This window comes from Streptomyces hokutonensis, from assembly GCF_042751305.1.
In the GTDB taxonomy this organism is placed as follows: Bacteria; Actinomycetota; Actinomycetes; order Streptomycetales; family Streptomycetaceae; genus Streptomyces; species Streptomyces hokutonensis_A.
Genome location: NZ_JBHYWD010000007.1, coordinates 436,526 through 458,677, shown reverse-complemented (window position 1 = coordinate 458,677; position 22,152 = coordinate 436,526). Strand labels below are relative to the sequence as shown.

The following is a 22,152-nucleotide window of genomic DNA, read 5'->3' as shown; positions in this document are numbered from 1 at the left end:
CCCACCCCCACCACACCCTGTTGCGCCCGCCCCACCCCGGGCCCGCACCAGAACCCAACATCTTCATCAGCCTTCTAGGGCGTGTCGCGGGACGTGTCCCGGAGTCGTATGACCGCCGTTCCGGCCCGCAGGTCGACCGTCGGCCACGGCGGGTCCCCGTCCTCCTCGTCGTCCCGCATCACCAGCGCGCTCTGCCGTTCCTTCAGCTCGGTCTGCTTGCCCGGGGACAGGCTCGCGTGCAGCTGTTCGAAGCCGGTCGCGGAGATCTGCCCCTGCCGCCCGGCGTTCCGCCAGGGCAGCACCCCGGCCCGGCCGGCCTTCAGGAGCAGCTGGTCGAGGAAGGCGAGCACCGTCAGCAGGACGACCAGGCCGGGCAGCGTCATGAAGAAAACGAACTGCACGGACACTCCCGGGGCGTCGACGGCGGACCCCCAGTCTCGGCCCGCTCGGTCGTTTGCCACAATGGGTGAACGTTTGTGCTCGCGTTCACAAACTGTGGACGTCTCCCTCACCGAAGGTGACCCGTGGACATCAAGACCGCCACCGCAATCCGCCGCCTCCGCCTGGTGTCGGCCCCCGAGGCCGTGTCCTTCCTCCTGCTGCTCGTGTGCTCGGTGCTGAAGCGGACCACGGACTTCAACGCGGTGCCCGTGATGGGCATGGTCCACGGCGTCCTCTTCATCCTTTACGTCCTCTTCTGGGCCGACGCCTGGAACCGCACCAAGTGGGGCCCGAAGACGGCCGCCCTCTACTTCGTCCTCTCCGTCCTGCCCACCGGCGGCTTCTTCGCCGAGCGCAAGCTCCGCCGCGAGTCCGAGGACGCGGTCATCGCCTCCCGCGCCCGCCAGGAGCAGGAAGGAGCCGTGAAGGCATGATCGTCGCCTTTTCCGTGACGCCCCTGGGTGTCGGCGAGGACGTCGGCGAGTACGTCGCCGACGCCGTCCGCGTCGTCCGCGAGTCGGGCCTGCCCAACCGCACCGACGCGATGTTCACCTCCATCGAGGGCGACTGGGACGAGGTCATGGACGTCGTCAAACGCGCGGTCGCCGCGGTCGAGGCCCGCGCCCCGCGCGTCTCCGTGGTCCTCAAGGCGGACATCCGCCCCGGAGTGACCGACGGCCTCACCTCCAAGGTGGAGACGGTCGAACGACACCTGGCGGACTAGCCGTCCAGCGCCGCGCACAACCGTGAGACGGCCGCCAGGTCCGGCACCCGGCCCAGCGACGTGACGACCTGGTCGCTCGCGAACTCCCGTTGGGCGGCCGTCACCGTCGGGTCGATGGCGCACTCGGCCTGTACCCGGACGTAGTTCAGCGCGGTCGCGAAGAGCATCGAGAACGACTGCGGACCCTGTACGACGGCACGCCCCCCGGCGCTCCGATAGGCCCGCGCCACCCGCACCCCGGCCTCGACGTCCCCCTCGTTCCCGCCCGACCACACGAACAGGGCGCGGGCCAACTCCCGTTCCGCAGAAGCGGATCCGGCGTTGTCCCAGTCGAGGAGGACGGGACCGTCGGGGCCGACCAGCACGTTCTGGGGCTGCAGATCGAGGTGGGACGTCACCAGGTCGTCGCCGGGGGCGGTTGGCGTCACCCACTGCGCCTGCTCCCGTGCGGAGGTGTCGATGAACCGTCCCAGCGCGTCCGCCCACGGCAGCTCCGCCCGCCGGACCTCCGTGTGAAGCGCCGCCCACTCGTCGTCCCGCGGGCACCGCTCGTACCAGCCGCTCGGCGGCTCGGTCCCGCCCGCTCCCGCCATGTGCAGCAGGGCCATGGTCCGCCCGAACCAGTCCAGGACGTCCGGGTCGGAGGCGTCCGCGTGGGTGCCGTCGATCCAGTCGTAGAGCTTGACGGGGGAGCCGGAGCCGAGGCGGGAGACGTACGCCCCCTGCCGGTCGGGCATGAGCCGCGGCGACGCGATACCCAGCCGGTCGGCGGCCTGCCGTAACGCGGCCTCGCGGCGGACCTGTTCCTCGTCGCAGCCGAAGAGGAGCTCCTTGACCGCCCAGGAGCTGCCGGCTCCGGACAGTTTCCAGATCTGGCCCAGCGCGCCTCGCGTGACCGGTGTCAGCGTCCACGGTCCGGCGCCGAGCGCGTAGGTCCCGGCGATGAGATCGGCGGTGTCGTGCATGCGGGTGCCTTTCGGAGTGCTGATCGTCGCGGCATTGTCCCGGAGCCGTCTCTCCGCCCGTTCCGCCGCCGGGGTCAACCCCCCACCCACCTGGACGCACCCAGTTCGACACGCCCTCAATTCTCCACTTGTGTGAGGTTATCGGCCCGGTAGATCTTCGGAACCCAGCGGTTCCGGCGGCCCCCGGGCGTCGATCACTCCTCAATCACTGGAGGGCGCTGTGCGGCCGGAGGGCTACGACTACGACACCTACAGCCGACTGGCCGGGCCGCTCAGCGAGCCGTCCGGTGCGGCCTACCAGGTGCAGTACACCTCGCTCCTCTCGCGCGAGCCCCACCGAATACGCGCTGTCCTCCTGATGAGCCTCGCCCCGGTGCTGACCGCCGCCCTGCTCGTCTACCTCGTGTGGCCCACCCACTGGGTGGAGCGCGAGGGCGGTCAGGAATGGATGGTCGGGCTCGACATCACGATGCTGATAGCCATCGGCCTCATCGAACTGTTCATGGTCGTCAACGTCGCCTCCGTCGCCCACGCCACCCTGGTCGCCCGCGACCCCATCCCCGTCGTCCCGCAGACCGGCACCCGCGTCGCCTTCCTCACTACGTACGTTCCGGGCAAGGAACCTCTGTCCATGGTCCGCGCCACCCTCGAAGGCGCGGTCGGCGTCACCCACACCGGACCCGTCGACGTCTGGCTCCTCGACGAAGGTGACGACGAGCAGGCCAAGGCCCTGTGCGCCGAGTTGGGCGTACGGCACTTCACCCGGCACGGGGTCCCGGAGTGGAACCGCCCCAAGGGTGTTCACAAGGCCCGTACGAAGCACGGGAATTACAACGCCTGGATCGCGATGCACGGCGGCGACTACGAGTTCTTCGCCTCCGTCGACACCGACCACGTTCCGCTCCCCAACTTCCTTGAGCGGATGATGGGTTACTTCCGCGATCCGGACGTGGCCTTCGTCGTGGGACCGCAGGTGTACGGGAACTACCACAACCCCGTCACCAAGGCCGCCGAGTCGCAGCAGTTCCTCTTCCACGCGTTGATCCAGCGCGCCGGCAACCGCTACCGCGCGCCCATGTTCGTCGGCACCAACAACGTCGTACGGATCGCCGCCGTCAAGCAGATCGGCGGGCTGTACGACTCCATCACCGAGGACATGGCCACCGGCTTCGAGCTCCACCGGCACCGCAACCCGTCGACCCGTACGCACTGGCGCTCCGTCTACACCCCGGACGTGCTCGCGGTGGGAGAGGGGCCGGCCTCCTGGACCGACTTCTTCACCCAGCAGATGCGGTGGTCGCGCGGCACGTACGAGACGCTCATCAAGCAGTACTGGAAGGCGCCGTTCACGATGCCTCCCGGGCGGCTGTTCTCGTACACGATGATGCTCGTCTACTACCCGATGACGGCCGTCAACTGGCTGCTCGGCATTCTGAGTTGCTTCCTCTTCCTGTGGTTCGGGGCCTCCGGTACGCAGGTCGCCGCATCCGTGTGGCTGATGCTCTACAGCGACGCCGCCGCCCTCCAGATCGGGCTGTATCTCTGGAACCGGCGGCACAACGTCTCCCCGCACGAGCCGGAAGGGTCGGGCGGTCTCGCCGGCATGGCGATGTCCGCGCTCTCCGCGCCGATCTATCTGAAGTCCTTCGGTGAGGCCCTGATCCGGCGTCCCAGCCGGTTCGTCGTCACCCCCAAGGGCGGCGACGCCAGTCCGGACCGGGTGATGACCTTCCGCATCCACCTCTTCTGGGCGATCCTCCTCGCGACCTCGCTGGCCGCCTCCGTCGTCCTCGACCACACCCACGCGGCCATGCGCACCTGGGCCGTCCTCGCGATGGTCATCTCCCTTGCGCCGCTGGGGGTTTGGGTCTTCTCGCTACTCAAGGAGCGCCGGGAACGGCACTCGCTGCTCGGCGCCGCGCGCACCCTCGACACCGTCGAACCCGCTCTCGCCACCAGCGGGGCCGGCCCGTCCGTCTCCGGCACCACGACAGGGGGCAACTAGACCATGGCGTACCAGCCGTCCCGGAAAACCAGGAAGACCGTCCTCGGCATCGGAGGCATCGCCGTCCTGGCCGGTCTCAACGCCCCGGCCGCCCTGGAGTTCGCCGACGAGCAATACCACGAGTACAAGATCACCAGGCCCGACTACATGGCCAAGTACGGCTCCTGGGACCAGATCGACATCCCGAAGGAGTACCGCACCAACGCCATCCACGCCTCGCTGCTGCACACCGGCAAGGTGCTGATCGTGGCCGGATCGGGCAACGAGCAGAAGAAGTTCAACGCCGGGTCCTTCGACACCGTCCTGTGGGATCCGAAGGCCAACACCTTCAAGAAGATCCCCACCCCGGTCGACTTCTTCTGCGGCGGACACAGTCAACTCCCCAGCGGCAATCTGCTGGTGGCCGGCGGCACCGCCCGCTACGAACTCCTCGACGGCGAGGTCAAGCGGGCCGGCGGCGGCATGCGCGTCAAGAACGAGAACCCCAACAAGCCGATGTTCCTCAAGAAGGGCACCGTCTTCCGCTCCCCGGCCGGCGTCGACTACGTCAGCAGGTTCGACGTCACCGTCCCCAAGGCCAAACGCGAGTTCAAGGTCACCTACAACGCGCGCGGTGTGATGCAGCCCTGGCAGACCAAGGTCACCGCGAGCGAGGTCCGCGTCTTCGTCGAGGCCGCCGAGGCGGGCCCGATGTCGGTCACCGAGAAGCAGGCCCAGTACGACATCGTCGGCCTCAAGGGCATCGACGCGAACAACACGTACGGCCTCTCCGAGAAGATCACCCTGGACAAGCAGGACTACCAAGGCATCCGTGCCGCCTACGAGTTCGACCCCAAGGCCGAGCGGTACATCGCCGTCGACCCGATGGACAAGGCCCGCTGGTACCCGACCCTCGTCGGCCTCGACGACGGCCGCGTCCTCGCCGTCTCCGGCCTCGACGACGTCGGTGTCATCGACCAGGGCGACAACGAGATCTACGACCCGAGGACCAGGAAATGGACCCCGGGCCCCAAGCGCTACTTCCCCACCTACCCGGCCCTCTTCCTCACCAAGGGCGGCAAGCTCTTCTACCCGGCCTCCAACGCCGGCTACGGACCCGCCAACAAGGGCCGTGAACCGGGTATTTGGGACCTGAAGACCAACAAGTTCACCACGGTGGCGGGCCTCCGCGACCCCGACGAGACAGAGACGTCGTCCTCGCTTTTGCTGCCCCCCGCCCAGGACCAGAAGGTGATGATCCTCGGCGGCGGAGGTGTCGGCGAGTCCAAGAAGTCGACCCCGCGCACGGCTGTAGTCGACCTCAAGCAGGACAGCCCCGTCTTCAAGGACGGCCCCAACCTCCCCCAGGGCACCCGGTACTTGAACAGCGTGATCATGCCGGACGACTCGGTCTTCACCACCAACGGCTCCTCCGACTACCGCGGCCGCAGCGCCAGCAACATCTTCAAGGCACAGTTCTACGACCCGAAGGGCAACGCCTTCCGCGAGGCCGCCGCCCCCATGGTCGGCCGCAACTACCACTCCGAGGCACTGCTGTTGCCCGACGGCCGCGTCGTCACCTTCGGCTCCGACCCGCTCTTTGACGACCAGGCCAACACCAAACTCGGCCACTTCGAGCAGCGCATGGAGATCTTCACCCCGCCCTCGCTGCACAAGAACGGCTCCAACAGGCCCGTACTCCAGGACGGTCCGGAGACTCTGGACCGCCACCACCGGGCGACCTTCCGCACCGACCACCCCGAACGCGTCGTCAAGGCCCGCCTGATGCGGCCGAGTTCGGTCACGCACACGACGGACGTCGAGCAGCGCTCCATCGAGCTGGGTCTGGTCAAGGACGGCAAGTCGGTGACGGTGGACGTACCGAACGACCGGGCGTTGGTGCCGCCCGGCTGGTACATGCTGTTCGTGACGGACGCGCAGGGCACGCCGTCAGAGGCGAAATGGATTCAAGTCAACTGAAGTGCCTTGCTAGGCCTTGGAGTTGCGCGCCAGCTCCAAGGCGTACTCCGGCCACCACTGCCCGGCGTCCGGACCGCCCTCGCAGGTGCCGTCGGAGGCGCCGGGCCGCTTGATCCAGAGGTAGGCGTCGAGAGCGGGCTCGCCGGTGTCGGTGGTCGGCCGGGTGCCCAGGCCCCGGCCCGGCGGGTTGCACCAGGCACCGGCCAGCGGCCCGTTGCCGTTACGGCTGCTGTCCACGACGAAGTGCTTGCCGCCGAGGTCCTTCGACAGCTGGACGCCGTACTTCTTCGTCACGTCGTCCGTCTGGAAGTTGGAGACGTTGAGCGAGAACCCGTCGGCCTCCTCGACCCCGGCCCGCTTCAGCGGCTCCACGAGCTTCCAAGGGTCCTGAATCCAGGCCGGGTTGCCCGCGTCGAGATACACCGTCGTACCGGACTGCTGCTTCAGCCGGACGACCGCCCCGCTGAGCAACTGCTCCCGCTCGCCCTGGTATTCGCCCGGGGTGCACCCGTCCACCATGTGCGCGACGGCGTCCGGTTCGAGCACGACGAGCGCCTTGGAGTCGCCCAGCGCCTCGGCGAACTTCCCGATCCAGGCCCGGTAGGCGTCCGCGTCCGCCGCACCGCCCGCCGAGTGCTGACCGCAGTCCCGGTGCGGGATGTCGTACGCCACGAAGATGGGCGTACGCCCCTCCTGACGCGCCGACGCGGTCGCGGCCCGGATCACCGGGCCGGGGTCGAGTTCGCCGGCCGGCCACAGCGCGGTCGGCTGGTCGGCGATCCGCTTCAGCAGCGCGGCGTCGTGCTTACGCCCCTCCCGCTCCCACAGCTGGATCTGCTCGGCCGCCGGGCTCGCCGGGTCGACCCAGAAGGACGTGGCGCGCGCCGGGTCCTTCGACCGGGCACCGGCGACGGAGGCCTCGTCGACATCGGCGGCGGACGAACAGCCCACCGCGAGCCCGAACACCGAGAGCACCGCGAACGTGCGGATCAGCCGGGACATGCCGCTCCCTTGCGCGAGGGGATATTTAGTGACGATTCGTCAGCATTGTGGACGATCCGTTGCCGGCCAGGGCCCTGGCGCGCCGGTCGGCGGCCGCGTGACGCTGGCGCGGATTCCCGGCGGTGGGGGTTCGCGCCCCGGGGTCGGGTGTTGGTGCGTCGGTCGGTTGCTGCCCGGGGGTGGGGTGGTTTCCTACGGTGTTCGTCGGTGCACGGTGTTGGGTGTTGCTGGACCGTGCCGGGTCCCGGGCGCGCCGGTCAGCCGCCGCCCGAGGCCAGCGCCATCCCCAGCGGGGTCCGCTCGTGCAGTACCTGATGGCCGTAGCGCCGTGCCGTGAGCAGGCCCGCGTCCCGTAGCACCGTCAGGTGTGCGGACACCGATGAACCCGCGAGCGCATCGCCCTCCCGCTGGTCTGCTGCACCCTCCTGCCCTACCTCGCCTACGCCTCCCGGCCGGGCCTCGCCCTCTCCCTCGCGCTGCTGGCGGTCGTGGGCGCCGGGTCCGCGTACACCCTCGGCCTCGACCAGTGGTTCGTACGGGACGTGCCCCAGGAACTGCGCGGCCGGGCCATGACCCTGCTCACCGCCGGGCTGATGACCATCCAGGGCGTGGGCATGGCCCTGGCCGGAGTGGCCGCCGAGTTCGCCGGGGTGCGCGGGGCGGTGGTGGGCGCCGGGGCGCTCGGCACGGTGTGCTGCGCACTCCTCGCCGTGGAAGCCCGTAGGACCGCCGGGGGACCGCTGGGGGACGGCCGGGGGACCGTCGGCGGACCGAAAGACGAGACGGGGCTGACCACGATGTGACCGGCCGGTAAGGTCTGGTGACGTGCCGAAGCCGCTCAGTCTCCCTTTCGACCCCATCGCCCGTGCCGACGAACACTGGAAGCAGCGCTGGGGAAACGTACCGTCGATGGCCGCCATCACCTCGATCATGCGGGCCCAGCAGATCCTGCTCGCCGAGGTCGACGCGGTCGTCAAACCGTACGGACTGACCTTCGCGCGGTACGAGGCGCTGGTGCTGCTCACCTTCTCCAAGGCGGGCGAGCTGCCGATGTCGAAGATCGGCGAGCGGCTCATGGTGCATCCGACATCCGTCACCAACACCGTGGACCGGCTGGTCAGATCCGGCCTCGTCGACAAGCGCCCCAACCCCAACGACGGCCGCGGCACCCTCGCCTCCATCACCGACAAGGGCCGCGAGGTCTGCGACGCGGCCACCCGCGACCTGATGGAGATGGACTTCGGGCTCGGCGCCTACGACGCCGAGGAGTGCGCGGAGATCTTCGCGATGCTGCGCCCGCTGAGGGTCGCGGCGGCGGACTTCGCAGAGGACTGACCCGGGGAGAGGACGAGGACTGACCCGGGGAAAGATCGCCCGGAACCGGTCGTTACGCTCGTCCTCATGAAAAAGAGCGTGCTGACCCGCTACCGCGTCATGGCGTACGTCACGGGTGTCCTGCTGGTCCTGCTGTGCCTCAGCATGATCGCCAAGTACCTCCTCAAGATCGACGGCGCCGGCAGCTTCACCGAGGTCGTCGCCATCGCGCACGGCTGGCTGTACGTCGTCTACCTGCTCTTCGCGTTCGACCTGGGCTCCAAGGCGAAGTGGCCGGTCGGCAAGCAGCTCTGGGTGCTGCTCGCGGGGACCATCCCGACCGCCGCCTTCTTCGTGGAGCGGAAGATCAGCCACGAGCTGGAGTCGAAGATCGTCGAGCCGACTCCGGTCGCGGCCAAGGCGTAGCGACCGGCCCGCACTCGTGTGAGTGCGGGCCCATGGGCCGCTGTCAGGACTCCTCGACCAGGAACCTGACGTTGTCCACCACGTACTCGCCGTACTGGAGGGCCGATCCGACGGCCTCCAGCCGCCGGTACTGGTCCGGGGACAACGAGGCGTCCCGCGCGGCGCAGACCGTCGCTCTCAACAGCACCCGGAACGCCAGCTCCGGAGTGCAGTGACGGGCGCAGTCGACCAGCGCCGCCCGCACCTCGGCCGTCAGGAACCGGGCGGCTTCGATCTCGGCGACGACCGCGTCGAGGCAGGCCTCGCCGTCCTCCGTGTCCGCTCCCGCGAGCGGGCGTACGCCGGTTTCCGCGGACAGCCGCGCGTTGCAGAGGCCGACGACGGCCCGCGTCCACTGGGCCCCGCTGCCGAGCCGCTTCTCGAAACTCGGCAGGTACTCCGCCCCGGCGTTCCAGAGCACCTCCAGCGTCCTTGACGGGAGGTTGCCAAGGGTTCGCGCGTCACGGCGCACCGCCAGGGCCGCCTCACCGCTCCACCCCGCGAGGTGGTTCGCGACGATCTCGGCGGCCGTGTCCCCGCAGTGGGTCGCGTCCTGGTGGAAGAACCCCATCACCCACGACACACCGAAGTCGAACTCCGTAAAGCGTGGCACCGCGTCTGATCTCCCTTACTTCGGACAGCACGTCTGCACGTAGTAGACGGCCTGCTGGGCGGTCTGCTCGTCTATGAACAGCGAGTTCGGAGTGAGACGCCCGAACTTCTCCGTCTTCGCTGCGGCCAGTCGCTCGGCCTCCTCCACCGTCACGTGACCGGCAGCTTGTCCGGCGTCCGGTTGAGCCCGTCCTGCGCGGTGCCGGACATGGCCGGTCCGCCGAGGCGCAGGGCACTGGTCAACAGGTACTGGTCCTGGCGCAGTTGCTCGGCGGCGGCCGCGTCGAAGCCGTCGTGGCCGTCGGCGACGAGGCCGCCGGCGACGGTCCGCCGCTCGGGCAGCTCCGGGTGTCCGGCGACTGCGGCCGGCACGGCGAGCGCGAGCACGGGTGGGGCGAGGCGCGTGAAGCTCCCCGCCCTGGCGCGTCCGGAAAGCAAGGCAGGATCCGTCCTTCGGAAAAGGGCAGGTGACGGTGCCCGTCCGAGGCGGTGATGGCCTCGCCGGCGGCTGTCTCCCCCGGTCACTGATCGATGTGCCCACAAGGGAGTGGTCAGCTCCGGTGGACACAGCGCAGTCACGATAGATCTGTGTGTCAACACGGCCGCTATGGCGATCCTCGACATTTACTAGGACGTCCAAGTAAATTTGGAAGCATGGACGCTGACGCCATCGCAGAGGGCCGCCGACGCTGGCAGGCCCGGTTTGACGCCGCACGTACGCGCGAGGCCGACTTCACCACGCTCTCCGGGGACCCGGTAGAGCCGGTGTACGGGCCACGCCCCGGGGACAGGTACGACGGCTTCGAGCGGATCGGATGGCCCGGCGAGTACCCCTACACGCGCGGGCTGCACGCCACGGGCTACCGGGGGCGGACCTGGACGATCCGGCAGTTCGCCGGGTTCGGCAACGCCGAGCAGACCAACGAGCGCTACAAGAAGATCCTCGCCAACGGCGGCGGCGGACTCTCCGTCGCCTTCGACATGCCGACCCTCATGGGCCGCGACTCCGACGACCCGCGCTCCCTCGGCGAGGTCGGCCACTGCGGGGTCGCCATCGACTCCGCCGCCGACATGGAGGTCCTCTTCAAGGGCATCCCGCTGGGCGATGTGACGACCTCGATGACCATCAGCGGGCCCGCCGTCCCCGTCTTCTGCATGTACCTGGTCGCCGCCGAACGCCAGGGCATCGACCCCGCCGTCCTCAACGGCACGCTTCAGACGGACATCTTCAAGGAGTACATCGCCCAGAAGGAGTGGCTCTTCCAGCCCGAGCCGCACCTGCGCCTCATCGGCGACCTCATGGAGTACTGCGCGACCGGCATCCCCGCCTACAAGCCGCTGTCCGTCTCCGGCTACCACATCCGCGAGGCCGGCTCCACGGCCGCGCAGGAGCTGGCGTACACGCTGGCGGACGGCTTCGGGTACGTCGAACTCGGCCTGTCCCGGGGCCTTGACGTGGACGTCTTCGCGCCCGGCCTGTCCTTCTTCTTCGACGCGCACGTCGACTTCTTCGAGGAGATCGCCAAGTTCCGCGCGGCGCGCAGGATTTGGGCCCGCTGGATGCGGGACGTCTACGGCGCGAAGTCCGAGAAGGCGCAGTGGCTGCGCTTCCACACCCAGACCGCCGGCGTCTCGCTGACCGCGCAGCAGCCGTACAACAACGTGGTCCGTACGGCGGTCGAGGCACTCGCGGCGGTCCTCGGCGGGACCAACTCGCTGCACACCAACGCCCTGGACGAGACCCTCGCGCTGCCGAGCGAGCAGGCCGCGGAGATCGCGCTGCGCACGCAGCAGGTGCTGATGGAGGAGACCGGGGTCGCCAACGTGGCGGATCCGCTGGGCGGTTCGTGGTACGTCGAGCAGCTCACCGACCGGATCGAGGCGGACGCCGAGAAGATCTTCGAGCAGATCAGGGAGCGCGGGCTGCGGGCCCACCCGGACGGACAGCACCCGATCGGGCCGATCACCTCCGGCATCCTGCGCGGTATCGAGGACGGCTGGTTCACCGGCGAGATCGCCGAGGCCGCCTTCCAGTACCAGCGGTCCGTCGAGAAGGGCGACAAGCGCGTCGTGGGCGTCAATGTGCACCACGGGTCGGTCACCGGGGACCTGGAGATCCTGCGGGTCAGCCACGAGGTGGAGCGGGAGCAGGTCCGGGAGCTGGGCGCGCGGAAGGGAGCGCGGGACGAGGCGGCCGTGGCGGCTGCCCTGGACGCGATGCTCGCCGCCGCGCGGGACGGGTCGAACATGATCGGGCCGATGCTGGACGCGGCACGGGCCGAGGCGACACTGGGCGAGATCTGCGGGGTGCTGCGGGAGGAGTGGGGCGTCTACACGGAGCCCGCCGGGTTCTAGGGCGCCAGGCCCTGTCAGGCGGTCCTGTCGCAGACGCGGGGGGTCGTGCTCCCCAACTCCCTTGAGGGCGTGGGGGACCCCATCGCGCCGATCGCGGCGACAGCCGCTGCTCAGGTGCCGGTGCTCACCCGCGGTCTGGTCCGCCGGACCGGGGCTGGCGCGGAGGTGTCTGAGCCCCGCTGAGTGAGATCAGGCCGAGCAGCAGGACCTGGGTGAAGCTGTGGACCCAGTCCTCGTCGGCCGGTTCCGCGCTGACCAGGGTGCGGTGGACGACCGCGCCGGCGACCACGTCGAAGATCAGGTCGGCGGTGCGGGCGGCTTCCGAGGGGTCTGATTCCGGGGGCAGTTCGCCGCGTGCCTGGGCGCGGGCCCTGCCCTCCACGACCAGGCATTTCTGCCGGTCGACGATCGACTCGCGGATGCGTTCGCGCAGGGCGTCGTCGCGGACGGACTCGGCGACCACCGCCATCAGTCCGCTCTTGGCCTCCGGGCGGGCCAGGATCGCCGCGAACTGGAGGACCACGCCCTCGATGTCGGCGGCCAGGGTGCCGCGGTCGGGGAGTTCCAGTTCGTCGAAGAGTTCGGCGACGGCGTCGACGACGAGTTCGTTCTTGCCCGCCCAGCGGCGGTAGAGGGTGGTTTTCGCCACCCCGGCGCGGGTCGCCACGTCTCCCAACGTGAGCTTGGACCAGCCGAGTTCGACCAGGGCCTCCCGGGTGGCCGCGAGGATCGCGGTGTCCGCGGTGGTGCTCCGGGGGCGGCCCGCGGCGCGTGGGACGGGAGTGCGGCTCTGCATCCCTCGACCATAACCGGCGGTTCCTGTGGTGCAGTGAGGGAGATCACCGGGTATCCCTTTCCGCGAGGCATCCGGCACCATTACGCTACGACTCGTAGCGAAACCACGGGCGTGGGGTGGGGACCCGGCGCCGAACAGCGAGAAGCAGACCGGCTTTCACAGCGCTTTTCATTCACACGCGCGGACGGGGGAGGATAGACGCATGCAGCCACGGAACATGTCCATGAGCGGAGTCGTCGACCTCGCCGCGGTGAAGGCGGCCCAGGAGGCCAAGGCCAAGGCGGAGCAGGCGCGCGCCGAATCCGCCAGGCAGGGCGGTGGCGGAGCCGTCTCGCCGGCCGATCTTGTGATCGACGTAGATGAGGCGGGCTTCGAGAGCGAGGTCCTGCAGCGGTCCACCGAGGTCCCGGTCGTCATCGACTTCTGGGCCGAGTGGTGCGAGCCGTGCAAGCAGCTGAGCCCGATCCTGGAGCGGCTCGCCCTCGATTACAACGGCCGCTTCGTCCTTGCCAGGATCGACGTCGACGCCAATCAGATGCTGATGCAGCAGTTCGGGGTGCAGGGCATCCCGGCCGTCTTCGCGGTGGTCGCGGGGCAGGCGCTGCCGCTCTTCCAGGGGGCCGCCGCCGAACCGCAGATCCGCCAGACCCTCGACCAGCTGATCCAGGTCGCCGAGCAGCGCTTCGGTCTCACCGGGCTCGACGTCGACCCGGACGCAGTACCGGGGGAGCGGCCCGAGGCCGCGGCCGAGATGCCGGCAGGACCCTACGACGCCCTGCTGGAGGCCGCCGTACAGGCCCTGGACGCGGGGGACTTCGGCGGGGCCGTGCAGGCCTACAAGAACGTGCTGAGCGACGATCCGGGCAACTCGGAGGCCAAGCTCGGCCTCGCGCAGGCCGAGTTGCTGCAGCGGGTGTCCGTGCTCGACCCGCAGCAGGTGCGTACGGAGGCCGCCGAGAAGCCGGGTGACGTGCCGGCGCAGATCGCCGCCGCGGACCTGGATCTGGTGGGCGGTCATGTCGAGGACGCGTTCGGGCGGTTGATCGAGACCGTGCGGCGCACGGCGGGTGACGACCGGGACACCGTACGGGTGCGGCTGCTGGAGCTGTTCGAGGTCGTCGGGGCCGACGACCCGAGGGTGACGGCGGCCCGGCGGGCACTGGCGCGGGCGCTGTTCTGAGCGGGGCCCGAGGCCGGTTCTGACCAGTCGGTAAACCTCGGGAACGGTGTTGCCGGTGTGAAAGATTTGCCGACGGAGTGTCACTGCGACCGCGCTTTACCAAATCTTGGTAATCGCGGTCGCTGTTACTTGGAGTAAGCCGAGGCCGTTGTTCTGTCGGATTCCGTCCGAAGATCAACGGTTTTGTCCTGGCCCAGGATGACACCCAGCGTCGTCGGTCGATACCGGCGGGTCGTTGTTCGGTTATCCGCTCGTTACTACCCAGTAACGAAGCCCCTTGTGCGGGCGGCGAGAATGCACCACGATCGGCGACGCTCGGTCCGTTTCCGTACCCCGACAGCCGGTCGGGGAGACGGGTCTCCTGGGTCCCCACCGAGTAGAGCCGGAAACAATGGAGTCGGCTCTTGGGCAGGGGGGTCTTCGCCGTACGGCGGAGCCTGTCCAGCAAGGTTGTGCGTGATGTGCGTCAGGCGCGACCAGTGGTTGTCGCTCGGGGGTGATCGCCGGTGATCGGTGCGCGGGTTCGCGCCTCCGGGTACAGGCGCTCCCCTTCCCGAGGACGTAGCACTTCTCCCATCCCTGCCCGGCTGAGCCGCCATCTGGGGGCAGTCAGGGCCAGGAGATGTACGTCCGAGAAGGAGGAAATATGGAGTCCCAGGTGCGTGGCGGGACGAGATGGAAGCGCTTCGCTGTGGTCATGGTGCCCAGCGTCGCCGCTACGGCGTGTATAGGTGTCGCCCTCGCGCAGGGCGCTCTCGCCGCGTCATTCAGCGTTTCGGGTCAGTCGTTCAAGGTGACGGCGGACTCGCTCAACGGCAAGGGCTTCGCCCAGTACGGAGCCCTGGACTCGGGCTACAACCTGGACGGCAGCAAGTCGCTGCACCCCGTCGCCGTTTCGTCGTTCCAGTCGGCGTCGATCACCAACATGTGCCAGTCGGTGGTCACCCCGAACATCCCGCTGCTCGGTTCCGTCAGCCTCGTGCTGAAGGCGGGCGGCGGCGGTACGCCGGTCGAGGCGACGAACCTGTACATCGACGTCGAGGACCTCAGCGCCGACGCTGTGTTCCACAACATCGACATCGGTGTGGCGGCCGGCAACACCGGTACCGACAAGGGCGGCAAGGGTCCGGGCATGAAGGGCGGCAGCGAGGCTGCCAACCCCTACGGCTTCGCCCAGCAGGCCGAGTCGGCCGAGCTGACCAACGTGAAGCAGACGGCGTGGGCCACCACCGCCGGAACCTTCAAGCTCAGCGGGCTGAAGATGTCGGTCTCGGCCGGCACCCACGAGTGCTACTAGGCACTTGACGGCGGGCGGGGGAGCCGGTGGCGCCCCCCCCCGTCCACCTTCCACCAGCGCCTTCACACGAGGTGCAACTCTCCACCACAGCAACGCCGTACCAGGGAGCTGTTTTCCATGAGCGCCGAGACTCCTGCCGCACCCGGTCAGTTCACCCGCCGGAGGCTGCAGTTCCGCGCCTGGCGTGGCACGAGGCCGTTCTGGGCCGGTCTGTACGTCATGCTCGGCGGACTCCCGATCGCCTACTTCCCGTACGCGCATCTCCAGATCGGGCATCTGACGCTGGCGATGGCGACGACCGCGGGCGCCGGGTCCCTGATCATCGGTGTGCTGCTCGTCGTCCTGGGCTTCAGCCTCTGGTTCCAGAAGCACGTGCGCACCTTCGCGGGTGTCGCGGCGATTCTGCTGGCGCTGGTGTCCATCCCCGTGTCCAACCTCGGCGGCTTCCTCATCGGCTTCCTCTTCGCCATGGTCGGCGGAGCGCTGGCCGTGTCGTGGGCGCCGGGCGCACCGCCTGAGCCGCAGGCACTGGCCGAGGACACGCAGGGAGAGGGCGGCGCGCCCGCAGCCGCCCCGTACGAGGCCGCGCCTCACGAGTCCGCGTCGTACTACGAAGCCGCGCCTCAGGAGCCGACGCCGCACGAGTCCGCCGACGACGCGGACGAGCCCAAGGATCTGTCAGGAACGAGCCCGGTGAACAACGGGGCGAACGGGAGGCACAGTGCCGGCTGACGAGGTGACCCACGGGACTGACGTGGACGCGTCCCGTGTGAGAACCGGGCCGCGGCACGCGGCGCCCAAGAAGCCGCTGTTCACCAGGCTCCACATGCCCGCCGGCAAGGCGATAGCCACGGTGGCGATGCCGACCGCCGTCATCGTCGGGCTGGGTTTCACGTCCTCGCTCGCCCTCGCCGACAACGGCTCGACGACCTCGCCGTCGTCGAAGAGCCTGACCGCCGACGAGTACAAGGACTGCGTCGCGGCCCTCGCCGACTCCACGGCCAGTGCCACTCCCTCGGCTTCGCCGTCCACCAGTGCGAGCGACTCCGCCAAGGCCGACGCGACGCCCTCCGCGACCGCGACGGACTCCACCACGAAGGACTCGGGCAAGACCTCTTCGTCGGATTCGGGTTCCGACGACACGGCCACGCCCACGCCGTCCGCCACGGCGAGCAAGTCGGCCGACACGAGCGGTTCGTCGAGCAGCACCGCCACCGCGACGCCCTCGGCGTCCGAGAGCAGCGGCAACCTGCTGGACACCATCGGCGACGCCATCACCGGCATCCTCACCGGCGGTTCGTCGAGCTCGGACTCCACGGCGAGCGCCACGCCGACGCCGACCGCGTCCGCGTCCGCCTCGACGAGTTCCGGCGACGGCTCCGCCGGCGCGTCCGACACGGTCAAGGACACCACCAAGAAGGTCACCGACACGGTCGACGACACCGTGAAGGACACCACGGACACGGCGACCAAGGCGGCCGCCGAGGCCACCAAGGCGGCCGAGGACACGGCCACCGCCACGGCCACCCCGAGCCCGTCCGCGAGCGAGAGCGCCGACACCTCGGACTGCCCGGTCGCCACGGACGACACCAGCGGCGTCGACAACAAGATCCTGTTGCCCGACGACCCCTGGTACCTGAACGCCAGCTCGCTGCTGCTCAAGGGCGCCGACTACAAGGGCGTCGTCGAGGTGAAGACCGCCAGCGGCAAGGTCAAGAAGGTCCTGAAGTACGTCATCTCCGGCGGCACCGACATCGGCGACCTGCACCAGACGGTCAACGACAAGCAGTCCGGCAAGACCTACCACGTGCAGGCGGCCAAGGGCTCGACGTCCACCATCCGCGACGGCGACACGGTGATGTACACGGAGTCCATCTCGGGCAACCTGTTCGGCCTGATCCCGATCACGTTCGACCCGAAGAACCCGCCCCCGCTGAACATCCCGCTGATCTACTTCACCAACGTGAAGGTGGTCCAGGCCGGCCAGTTCGGCGGCACGCTGACCGTCCCCGGGCTGCGCAGCTACCAGAACTGAGCGCCCGCACAAGCCCGTTCGGGAGCCGCGCACAAACTGAGGGCGCCCCCTTTCCCAGGGGGCGCCCTCAGCGCCGTACAAGAGCCTTCAGCGGTACGTCAGTTGCCCTCGCCGCCACCGAGGTGGTGGACGCGGAGCATGTTCGTCGTGCCGGCCACACCGGGGGGCGAACCGGCCGTGATGATGACGGTCTCGCCCGGGTTGAAGCGGTTGATCTTGGCGATCTCGCCGTCGACCATGTCGACCATCTCGTCCGTGCTGTTGACGAACGGCACCACGTGCGACTCCACGCCCCAGCTGAGCGTGAGCTGGTTGCGGGTGCCCTCGTCCGTGGTGAAGGCGACGATCGGCTGCGCGGCGCGGTAGCGGGAGAGCCGGCGGGCGGTGTCACCGGACTGCGTGAACGCCACCAGGGCCCGGCCGCCGAGGAAGTCCGCGATCTCGCACGCGGCACGCGCGATCGAACCACCCTGCGTACGCGGCTTCTTGCCCGGCACGAGCGGCTGAAGGCCCTTGCTGAGCAGCTCCTCCTCGGCCGCCTGGACGATCTTCGACATCGTCTGCACGGTCTCGATCGGATAGGCGCCCACCGAGGACTCGGCGGACAGCATGACCGCGTCCGCGCCGTCCAGGATCGCGTTGGCCACGTCGGAGGCCTCGGCGCGCGTGGGACGGGAGTTGGTGATCATCGACTCCATCATCTGGGTCGCCACGATCACCGGCTTGGCGTTCCGCCGGCACAGCTCCACCAGGCGCTTCTGCACCATCGGGACCTTCTCCAGCGGGTACTCCACAGCGAGGTCGCCACGGGCCACCATCACCGCGTCGAACGCCGCGACCACGGCCTCCATGTTGGCGACCGCCTGCGGCTTCTCCACCTTGGCGATGACGGGGACCCGGCGGCCCTCCTCGTCCATCACCTTGTGGACGTCGTACACGTCGCTCGCGTCGCGCACGAAGGACAGGGCGACCATGTCGCAGCCCATCCGCAGCGCGAAGCGCAGGTCCTCGACGTCCTTCTCGGACAGCGCGGGCACGTTGACGGCCGCGCCGGGCAGGTTGATGCCCTTGTGGTCGGAGATGACGCCGCCCTCGATGACGATCGTCTTCACCCGCGGGCCCTCGACACTCAGGACCTTCAGCTCGACGTTGCCGTCGTTGATCAGGATCTGGTCGCCGCGGGAGACGTCACCGGGCAGGCCCTTGTACGTCGTACCGCAGATGGTCTTGTCGCCCGGGACGTCCTCGGTGGTGATGGTGAACTCGTCACCGCGCACCAGCTCGACGGGACCCTCGGCGAAGGTCTCCAGGCGGATCTTCGGGCCCTGCAGGTCGGCGAGGACGCCGATGGCACGGCCGGTCTCCTTGGCCGCGGCACGGACGCGGTCGTACCGCCCCTGGTGCTCGGCGTGGGTACCGTGGCTGAAATTGAAGCGGGCCACATTCATGCCGGCCTCGATCAGCGACACCAACTGCTCGTGGGAGTCGACCGCGGGGCCGAGAGTACAGACGATTTTCGAACGGCGCATGGGACGATCCTATCGGTTTGTTTCGCTACGGAATATTCCGTCTGGCGGAAGATACAAATGGGCGGGCAGGCGCTCAGGCGTTGGAATTTCCGACCAGTGCATACGTCTGTGTGGCGATCTCCAATTCCTCGTCCGTCGGCACCACCGCGACCGCGACCCGCGACGACGCCGGCGAGATCAGCCGCGGCTCGTCACTCCGTACGGCGTTCAGCGCCCCGTCGACCTCGAGCCCCAGCAGCTCCAGGCCCGCCACGGCAGCTTCCCGCACCTCACTCGCGTTCTCCCCGACCCCCGCCGTGAAGGCGACCGCGTCCACCCGGCCGAGTACCGCGCAGTAGGCACCGATGTACTTCTTCAAACGGTGAATGTAGATGTCGAAGGCGAGTTCCGCCCGTTCGTCGCCCTCGTCGATCCGGCGCCGGATCTCGCGCATGTCGTTGTCCCCGCACAACCCGATCAGACCGCTCTTCTTGTTGAGAAGAGTGTCGATCTCATCGGTGGACATTTCGCCAACACGCATCAAATGGAAGATGACGGCCGGATCCAGGTCTCCCGACCGGGTCCCCATCACCAGCCCCTCCAACGGCGTCAACCCCATGGAGGTCTCCACGCACCGCCCCTTCTCGACGGCGGAGGCGGACGCCCCGTTCCCGAGGTGCAGCACGATCACGTTGACGTCCTCGGGCGCCTTCCCCAGCAGCTTCGCCGTCGCCCGCGACACATACGCGTGCGAGGTCCCGTGGAACCCGTACCGCCGGATCCGGTATGCGTCGGCCGTCGCCACGTCGATCGCGTACCGCGCGGCCGACTCCGGCATCGTCGTGTGGAACGCGGTGTCGAACACGGCCACCTGCGGCAGATCCGGCCGCAACGCCTGCGCGGTACGGATCCCGACCAGGTTCGCCGGATTGTGCAGCGGGGCCACCGGTATCAGCCGCTCGATCTCGGCGAGCACGGTGTCGTCGATGACGGTGGGCGCGGTGAACGTCTTCCCGCCGTGCACGACTCGATGTCCGATGGCCGCCAGCTCGGGGGAGTCCAACCCGAGCCCGTCCGTTGCGAGTTGCTCCGCCACGGCCTTCAGGGCGGCCTCGTGGTCGGCGATCGGTGCGATCAACTCCCGTACGGCGCCGGTCGTGACGCAGGTGTGCTTGAGCCGGGAGGTCTCCTCGCCGATGCGCTCGACGAGCCCCATGGCCAGCCGTTCGCCGCCGCGCATGTCGAGCAGCTGGTACTTCACCGACGAGGAGCCGGAGTTGAGGACGAGGACACGGGTCGGACTCACTGGGCGGTTGCCTTCTTCGTCGGGTTCTGGGCCTGGATCGCCGTGATGGCGACGGTGTTCACGATGTCGGAGACGAGAGCGCCCCGGGACAGGTCGTTGACCGGCTTGCGCAACCCCTGGAGCACCGGCCCGACGGCGATCGCGCCGGCCGAACGCTGCACGGCCTTGTAGGTGTTGTTGCCGGTGTTGAGGTCGGGGAAGATCAACACGCTTGCCCGGCCCGCGACTTCGGACTCCGGCATCTTGGTGGCGGCGACGCTCGGCTCGACGGCGGCGTCGTACTGGATGGGCCCCTCGATCCGCAGATCGGCCCGCCGCAGCCGTACCAGCTCGGTGGCCTCGCGCACCTTGTCGACGTCGGCGCCCGAGCCGGACGTACCGGTCGAGTACGACAGCATGGCGATCCGCGCGGCGACGCCGAACTGCTCGGCGGTGGCGGCGGATTGGATGGCGATGTCGGCCAACTGCTCGGCGTTCGGGTCGGGGTTGACCGCACAGTCGCCGTAGACGAGGACCTTGTCGGCGAGGCACATGAAGAAGACGGAGGAGACGATGTCGGCGTCCGGCTTGGTCTTGATGATCTCGAAGGCGGGGCGGATGGTGGCGGCCGTGGAGTGCACGGCGCCGGAGACCATCCCGTCGGCGAGCCCGGCCTGCACCATCAGCGTGCCGAAGTAGTTCACGTCGGCGACGACGTCGTAGGCCAGCTCGACGGTCACGCCCTTGTGGGCGCGGAGTTCGGCGTACGTCTCGGCGAAGCGGTCGCGGAGTTCGGAGGTCTGGGGGTCGATCAGCTGGGCGGCACTGAGGTCGATGCCGAGGTCGGCGGCGCGCTTGCGGATCTGGTCCTCGGGACCGAGGAGCGTCAACTCGCAGACGCCTCGGCGCAGCAGCACCTCGGCGGCGTGCAGGACGCGGGGCTCGGTGCCCTCGGGGAGGACGATCCGGCGCTTGTCGGAGCGGGCCCGCTCCAGGAGCGTGTGCTCGAACATCATCGGGGTGAGGCGGTCGCTGCTCGGCGCGGAGACCCGCTTGAGCAGGTCGTTCGTGTCTACGTACCGCTCGAAGAGGCCGAGCGCGGTCTCCGCCTTGCGCGGGGTGGCCGCGTTCAACTTCCCTTCCAGGGCGAAGAGTTCGCCGGCGGTGGGGAAGGAGTTCCCGGCCACCGAGACCACCGGAGTGCCCGGCGCGAGGCGGGCGGCGAGGGTGAGGATCCCGTCGCTCGGCACCTCGTTCAGGGTGAGCAGGACGCCGGCTATCGGCGGGGTGCCGGCGCTGTGCGCGGCCAGCGCCCCGATGACCAGGTCGGCGCGGTCGCCCGGGGTGACGACCAGCGCGCCCGGGGTCAGCGCCTTGAGGAAGTTGGGCAGCATGGCTCCGCCGAACACGAAGTCCAGCGCGTCGCGTGCGAGCCCCGAGTCGTCCCCGAGGAGGACCCGGCCGCCGAGCGCGTGGGTGATCTGCGCGACGGTCGGTGCGGAGAGCGCGGGCTCGTCCGGTACGACGTAACAGGGCACCGGCAGCCGGGTGGTGAGCCGCTCGGCGATCTCCTCCCGGTCCTCGGGGGCGACCCGGTTGGTGACCATGGCGAGGACGTCGCAGCCGAGGCCGTCGTACGCGCGGTACGCGTTGCGGGTCTCCGCGAGCACGGACTCGGAGGTCTGCTTGCGGCCGCCGACGACGGGGATCACGGACGCGCCGAACTCGTTGGCGAGGCGGGCGTTGAGGGCCAGCTCGTCCGGGAACTGGGTGTCCGCGAAGTCGGTGCCGAGGACGAGGACGACGTCGTAGTCCCGGGCGACGAGATGGAACCGCTCGACGAGCGTCGACACCAGCTCGTCGGTGCCCTGCTCGGCCTGGAGGGCGGACGCCTCGTGGTAGTCCAGGCCGTAGACGGTCGCCGGGTCCTGGGAGAGCCGGTAGCGGGCGCGCAGCAGTTCGAACAGTCGATCGGGATCGTCATGGATCAGGGGACGGAACACCCCCACCCGGTCGACCTGGCGGGTCAGGAGCTCCATGACCCCCAGCTCGACGACCTGACGGCCGTCGCCGCGGTCGATCCCGGTCACGTACACGCTGCGGGTCACGCGTGCTACCTCGCTTCGTTTCGGCGCTTCGTTTCGGTGGTCATAAAAATCGCCCACCGGGGTGAGCGGAAGCGTCTTGACAATACCTCCGAGGGTGGTTA

21 protein-coding genes and 2 pseudogenes are annotated in these 22,152 nt (G+C 69.1%); 12 read left to right on the top strand and 11 right to left on the bottom strand.

The features are described 5' to 3' along the window. Window positions 1-74: 74 nt before the first annotated feature. Window positions 75-401 carry a DUF6191 domain-containing protein gene (locus ACFXC1_RS21790; protein ID WP_381244941.1) on the bottom strand — a complete coding sequence of 109 codons (327 nt, stop codon included), beginning with the start codon at window positions 399-401 and terminating at the stop codon, window positions 75-77. A 123-nt stretch (window positions 402-524) separates the two neighbouring features. Here ACFXC1_RS21790 and ACFXC1_RS21785 point away from each other — a divergent pair, with 123 nt between their 5' ends. Beyond that, complete coding sequence (locus ACFXC1_RS21785) at window positions 525-875, top strand: DUF3817 domain-containing protein (protein WP_381244939.1); 351 nt, start codon at window positions 525-527, stop codon at window positions 873-875. Continuing rightward, window positions 872-1,165, top strand: coding sequence for an MTH1187 family thiamine-binding protein (locus ACFXC1_RS21780; protein WP_381244937.1), 294 nt, complete (start codon window positions 872-874; stop codon window positions 1,163-1,165). Before ACFXC1_RS21785 ends, ACFXC1_RS21780 begins: the two co-directional genes overlap by 4 nt. On the opposite strand, the gene ACFXC1_RS21775 is transcribed toward ACFXC1_RS21780, so the two are convergent. Beyond that, a complete protein-coding gene (locus ACFXC1_RS21775; RefSeq protein ID WP_381244935.1) occupies window positions 1,162-2,130 on the bottom strand; it encodes a phosphotransferase enzyme family protein in 969 nt (322 codons plus the stop codon). The genes ACFXC1_RS21780 and ACFXC1_RS21775 overlap by 4 nt on opposite strands. A gap of 220 nt (window positions 2,131-2,350) precedes the next feature. On the opposite strand from ACFXC1_RS21775, the gene ACFXC1_RS21770 reads away from it, so the two are divergent. Both ACFXC1_RS21770 and glxA read left to right on the top strand, forming a co-directional pair. Beyond that, window positions 2,351-4,135, top strand: coding sequence for a glycosyltransferase family 2 protein (locus ACFXC1_RS21770; protein ID WP_381244933.1), 1,785 nt, complete (start codon window positions 2,351-2,353; stop codon window positions 4,133-4,135). 3 nt (window positions 4,136-4,138) lie between these two features. Then, a complete protein-coding gene (gene glxA, locus ACFXC1_RS21765) occupies window positions 4,139-6,094 on the top strand; it encodes a radical copper oxidase GlxA (RefSeq protein WP_381244932.1) in 1,956 nt (651 codons plus the stop codon). A 9-nt stretch (window positions 6,095-6,103) separates the two neighbouring features. Here the strand turns inward: glxA and ACFXC1_RS21760 are convergent, their stop codons facing one another. Together ACFXC1_RS21760 and ACFXC1_RS21755 are read right to left on the bottom strand one after the other, a co-directional pair. After that, on the bottom strand, window positions 6,104-7,096 hold the full coding sequence (locus tag ACFXC1_RS21760; protein ID WP_381244931.1) for a glycoside hydrolase family 6 protein: 993 nt from the start codon (window positions 7,094-7,096) through the stop codon (window positions 6,104-6,106). A gap of 257 nt (window positions 7,097-7,353) precedes the next feature. Then, window positions 7,354-7,488, bottom strand: a pseudogene (locus ACFXC1_RS21755) (transcriptional regulator); the annotation flags it as partial. On the opposite strand from ACFXC1_RS21755, the pseudogene ACFXC1_RS21750 reads away from it, so the two are divergent. The 3 genes and pseudogenes from ACFXC1_RS21750 to ACFXC1_RS21740 all read left to right on the top strand — a co-directional run. Next, a pseudogene (locus ACFXC1_RS21750) lies at window positions 7,480-7,899 on the top strand (MFS transporter); the annotation flags it as partial. The pseudogenes ACFXC1_RS21755 and ACFXC1_RS21750 overlap by 9 nt on opposite strands. A gap of 22 nt (window positions 7,900-7,921) precedes the next feature. Then, window positions 7,922-8,431 carry a MarR family winged helix-turn-helix transcriptional regulator gene (locus ACFXC1_RS21745; protein ID WP_381244929.1) on the top strand — a complete coding sequence of 170 codons (510 nt, stop codon included), beginning with the start codon at window positions 7,922-7,924 and terminating at the stop codon, window positions 8,429-8,431. A 66-nt stretch (window positions 8,432-8,497) separates the two neighbouring features. Next, window positions 8,498-8,836: a DUF3817 domain-containing protein gene (locus ACFXC1_RS21740; protein WP_200715382.1), complete on the top strand. Its 339-nt coding sequence runs from the start codon at window positions 8,498-8,500 to the stop codon at window positions 8,834-8,836. Between the two features lie 43 nt (window positions 8,837-8,879). Here ACFXC1_RS21740 and ACFXC1_RS21735 read toward each other — a convergent pair whose 3' ends face one another. Genes ACFXC1_RS21735 through ACFXC1_RS21725 form a run of 3 tightly spaced genes read right to left on the bottom strand, consistent with a single transcriptional unit; the run spans window position 8,880 to window position 9,925 of the window. Continuing rightward, complete coding sequence (locus ACFXC1_RS21735) at window positions 8,880-9,488, bottom strand: hypothetical protein (RefSeq protein WP_381244927.1); 609 nt, start codon at window positions 9,486-9,488, stop codon at window positions 8,880-8,882. 15 nt (window positions 9,489-9,503) lie between these two features. Further along, window positions 9,504-9,641: a hypothetical protein gene (locus tag ACFXC1_RS21730; RefSeq protein WP_381244926.1), complete on the bottom strand. Its 138-nt coding sequence runs from the start codon at window positions 9,639-9,641 to the stop codon at window positions 9,504-9,506. Further along, window positions 9,638-9,925: a hypothetical protein gene (locus tag ACFXC1_RS21725; RefSeq protein ID WP_381244924.1), complete on the bottom strand. Its 288-nt coding sequence runs from the start codon at window positions 9,923-9,925 to the stop codon at window positions 9,638-9,640. Before ACFXC1_RS21725 ends, ACFXC1_RS21730 begins: the two co-directional genes overlap by 4 nt. A gap of 216 nt (window positions 9,926-10,141) precedes the next feature. Between ACFXC1_RS21725 and ACFXC1_RS21720 the strand changes: the two genes are divergently transcribed. Beyond that, complete coding sequence (locus tag ACFXC1_RS21720) at window positions 10,142-11,842, top strand: acyl-CoA mutase large subunit family protein (RefSeq protein WP_381244923.1); 1,701 nt, start codon at window positions 10,142-10,144, stop codon at window positions 11,840-11,842. Between the two features lie 124 nt (window positions 11,843-11,966). Here the strand turns inward: ACFXC1_RS21720 and ACFXC1_RS21715 are convergent, their stop codons facing one another. Further along, entirely contained in the window at window positions 11,967-12,638 is a 672-nt protein-coding gene (locus ACFXC1_RS21715) for a TetR/AcrR family transcriptional regulator (RefSeq protein WP_381244921.1), read from the bottom strand. Between the two features lie 202 nt (window positions 12,639-12,840). Here ACFXC1_RS21715 and ACFXC1_RS21710 point away from each other — a divergent pair, with 202 nt between their 5' ends. The 4 genes from ACFXC1_RS21710 to ACFXC1_RS21695 all read left to right on the top strand — a co-directional run bounded on the left by ACFXC1_RS21710 (window position 12,841) and on the right by ACFXC1_RS21695 (window position 17,150). After that, the gene (locus ACFXC1_RS21710; RefSeq protein WP_381244919.1) at window positions 12,841-13,818 is read left to right on the top strand and encodes a tetratricopeptide repeat protein; all 978 of its coding nucleotides are present in this window, start codon (window positions 12,841-12,843) and stop codon (window positions 13,816-13,818) included. Window positions 13,819-14,464: 646 nt separating this feature from the next. Next, the gene (locus ACFXC1_RS21705) at window positions 14,465-15,115 is read left to right on the top strand and encodes a DUF6230 family protein (protein ID WP_381244918.1); all 651 of its coding nucleotides are present in this window, start codon (window positions 14,465-14,467) and stop codon (window positions 15,113-15,115) included. Window positions 15,116-15,232: 117 nt separating this feature from the next. Further along, entirely contained in the window at window positions 15,233-15,847 is a 615-nt protein-coding gene (locus ACFXC1_RS21700; protein ID WP_381244916.1) for a DUF6114 domain-containing protein, read from the top strand. Continuing rightward, window positions 15,837-17,150 carry a hypothetical protein gene (locus tag ACFXC1_RS21695; RefSeq protein WP_381244914.1) on the top strand — a complete coding sequence of 438 codons (1,314 nt, stop codon included), beginning with the start codon at window positions 15,837-15,839 and terminating at the stop codon, window positions 17,148-17,150. The genes ACFXC1_RS21700 and ACFXC1_RS21695 overlap by 11 nt, the downstream gene beginning before the upstream one ends. Before the next feature lie 98 nt (window positions 17,151-17,248). Here the strand turns inward: ACFXC1_RS21695 and pyk are convergent, their stop codons facing one another. The 3 genes from pyk to pta form a co-directional block, all read right to left on the bottom strand. Then, window positions 17,249-18,679 carry a pyruvate kinase gene (gene pyk, locus ACFXC1_RS21690; RefSeq protein WP_019073129.1) on the bottom strand — a complete coding sequence of 477 codons (1,431 nt, stop codon included), beginning with the start codon at window positions 18,677-18,679 and terminating at the stop codon, window positions 17,249-17,251. Between the two features lie 73 nt (window positions 18,680-18,752). Next, window positions 18,753-19,964 (bottom strand): acetate kinase, encoded by a 1,212-nt coding sequence (locus tag ACFXC1_RS21685; protein WP_381244912.1) that lies wholly within the window; start codon window positions 19,962-19,964, stop codon window positions 18,753-18,755. After that, window positions 19,961-22,051 (bottom strand): phosphate acetyltransferase, encoded by a 2,091-nt coding sequence (gene pta, locus ACFXC1_RS21680; RefSeq protein WP_381244910.1) that lies wholly within the window; start codon window positions 22,049-22,051, stop codon window positions 19,961-19,963. Before pta ends, ACFXC1_RS21685 begins: the two co-directional genes overlap by 4 nt. Between the last annotated feature and the right edge of the window lie 101 nt (window positions 22,052-22,152).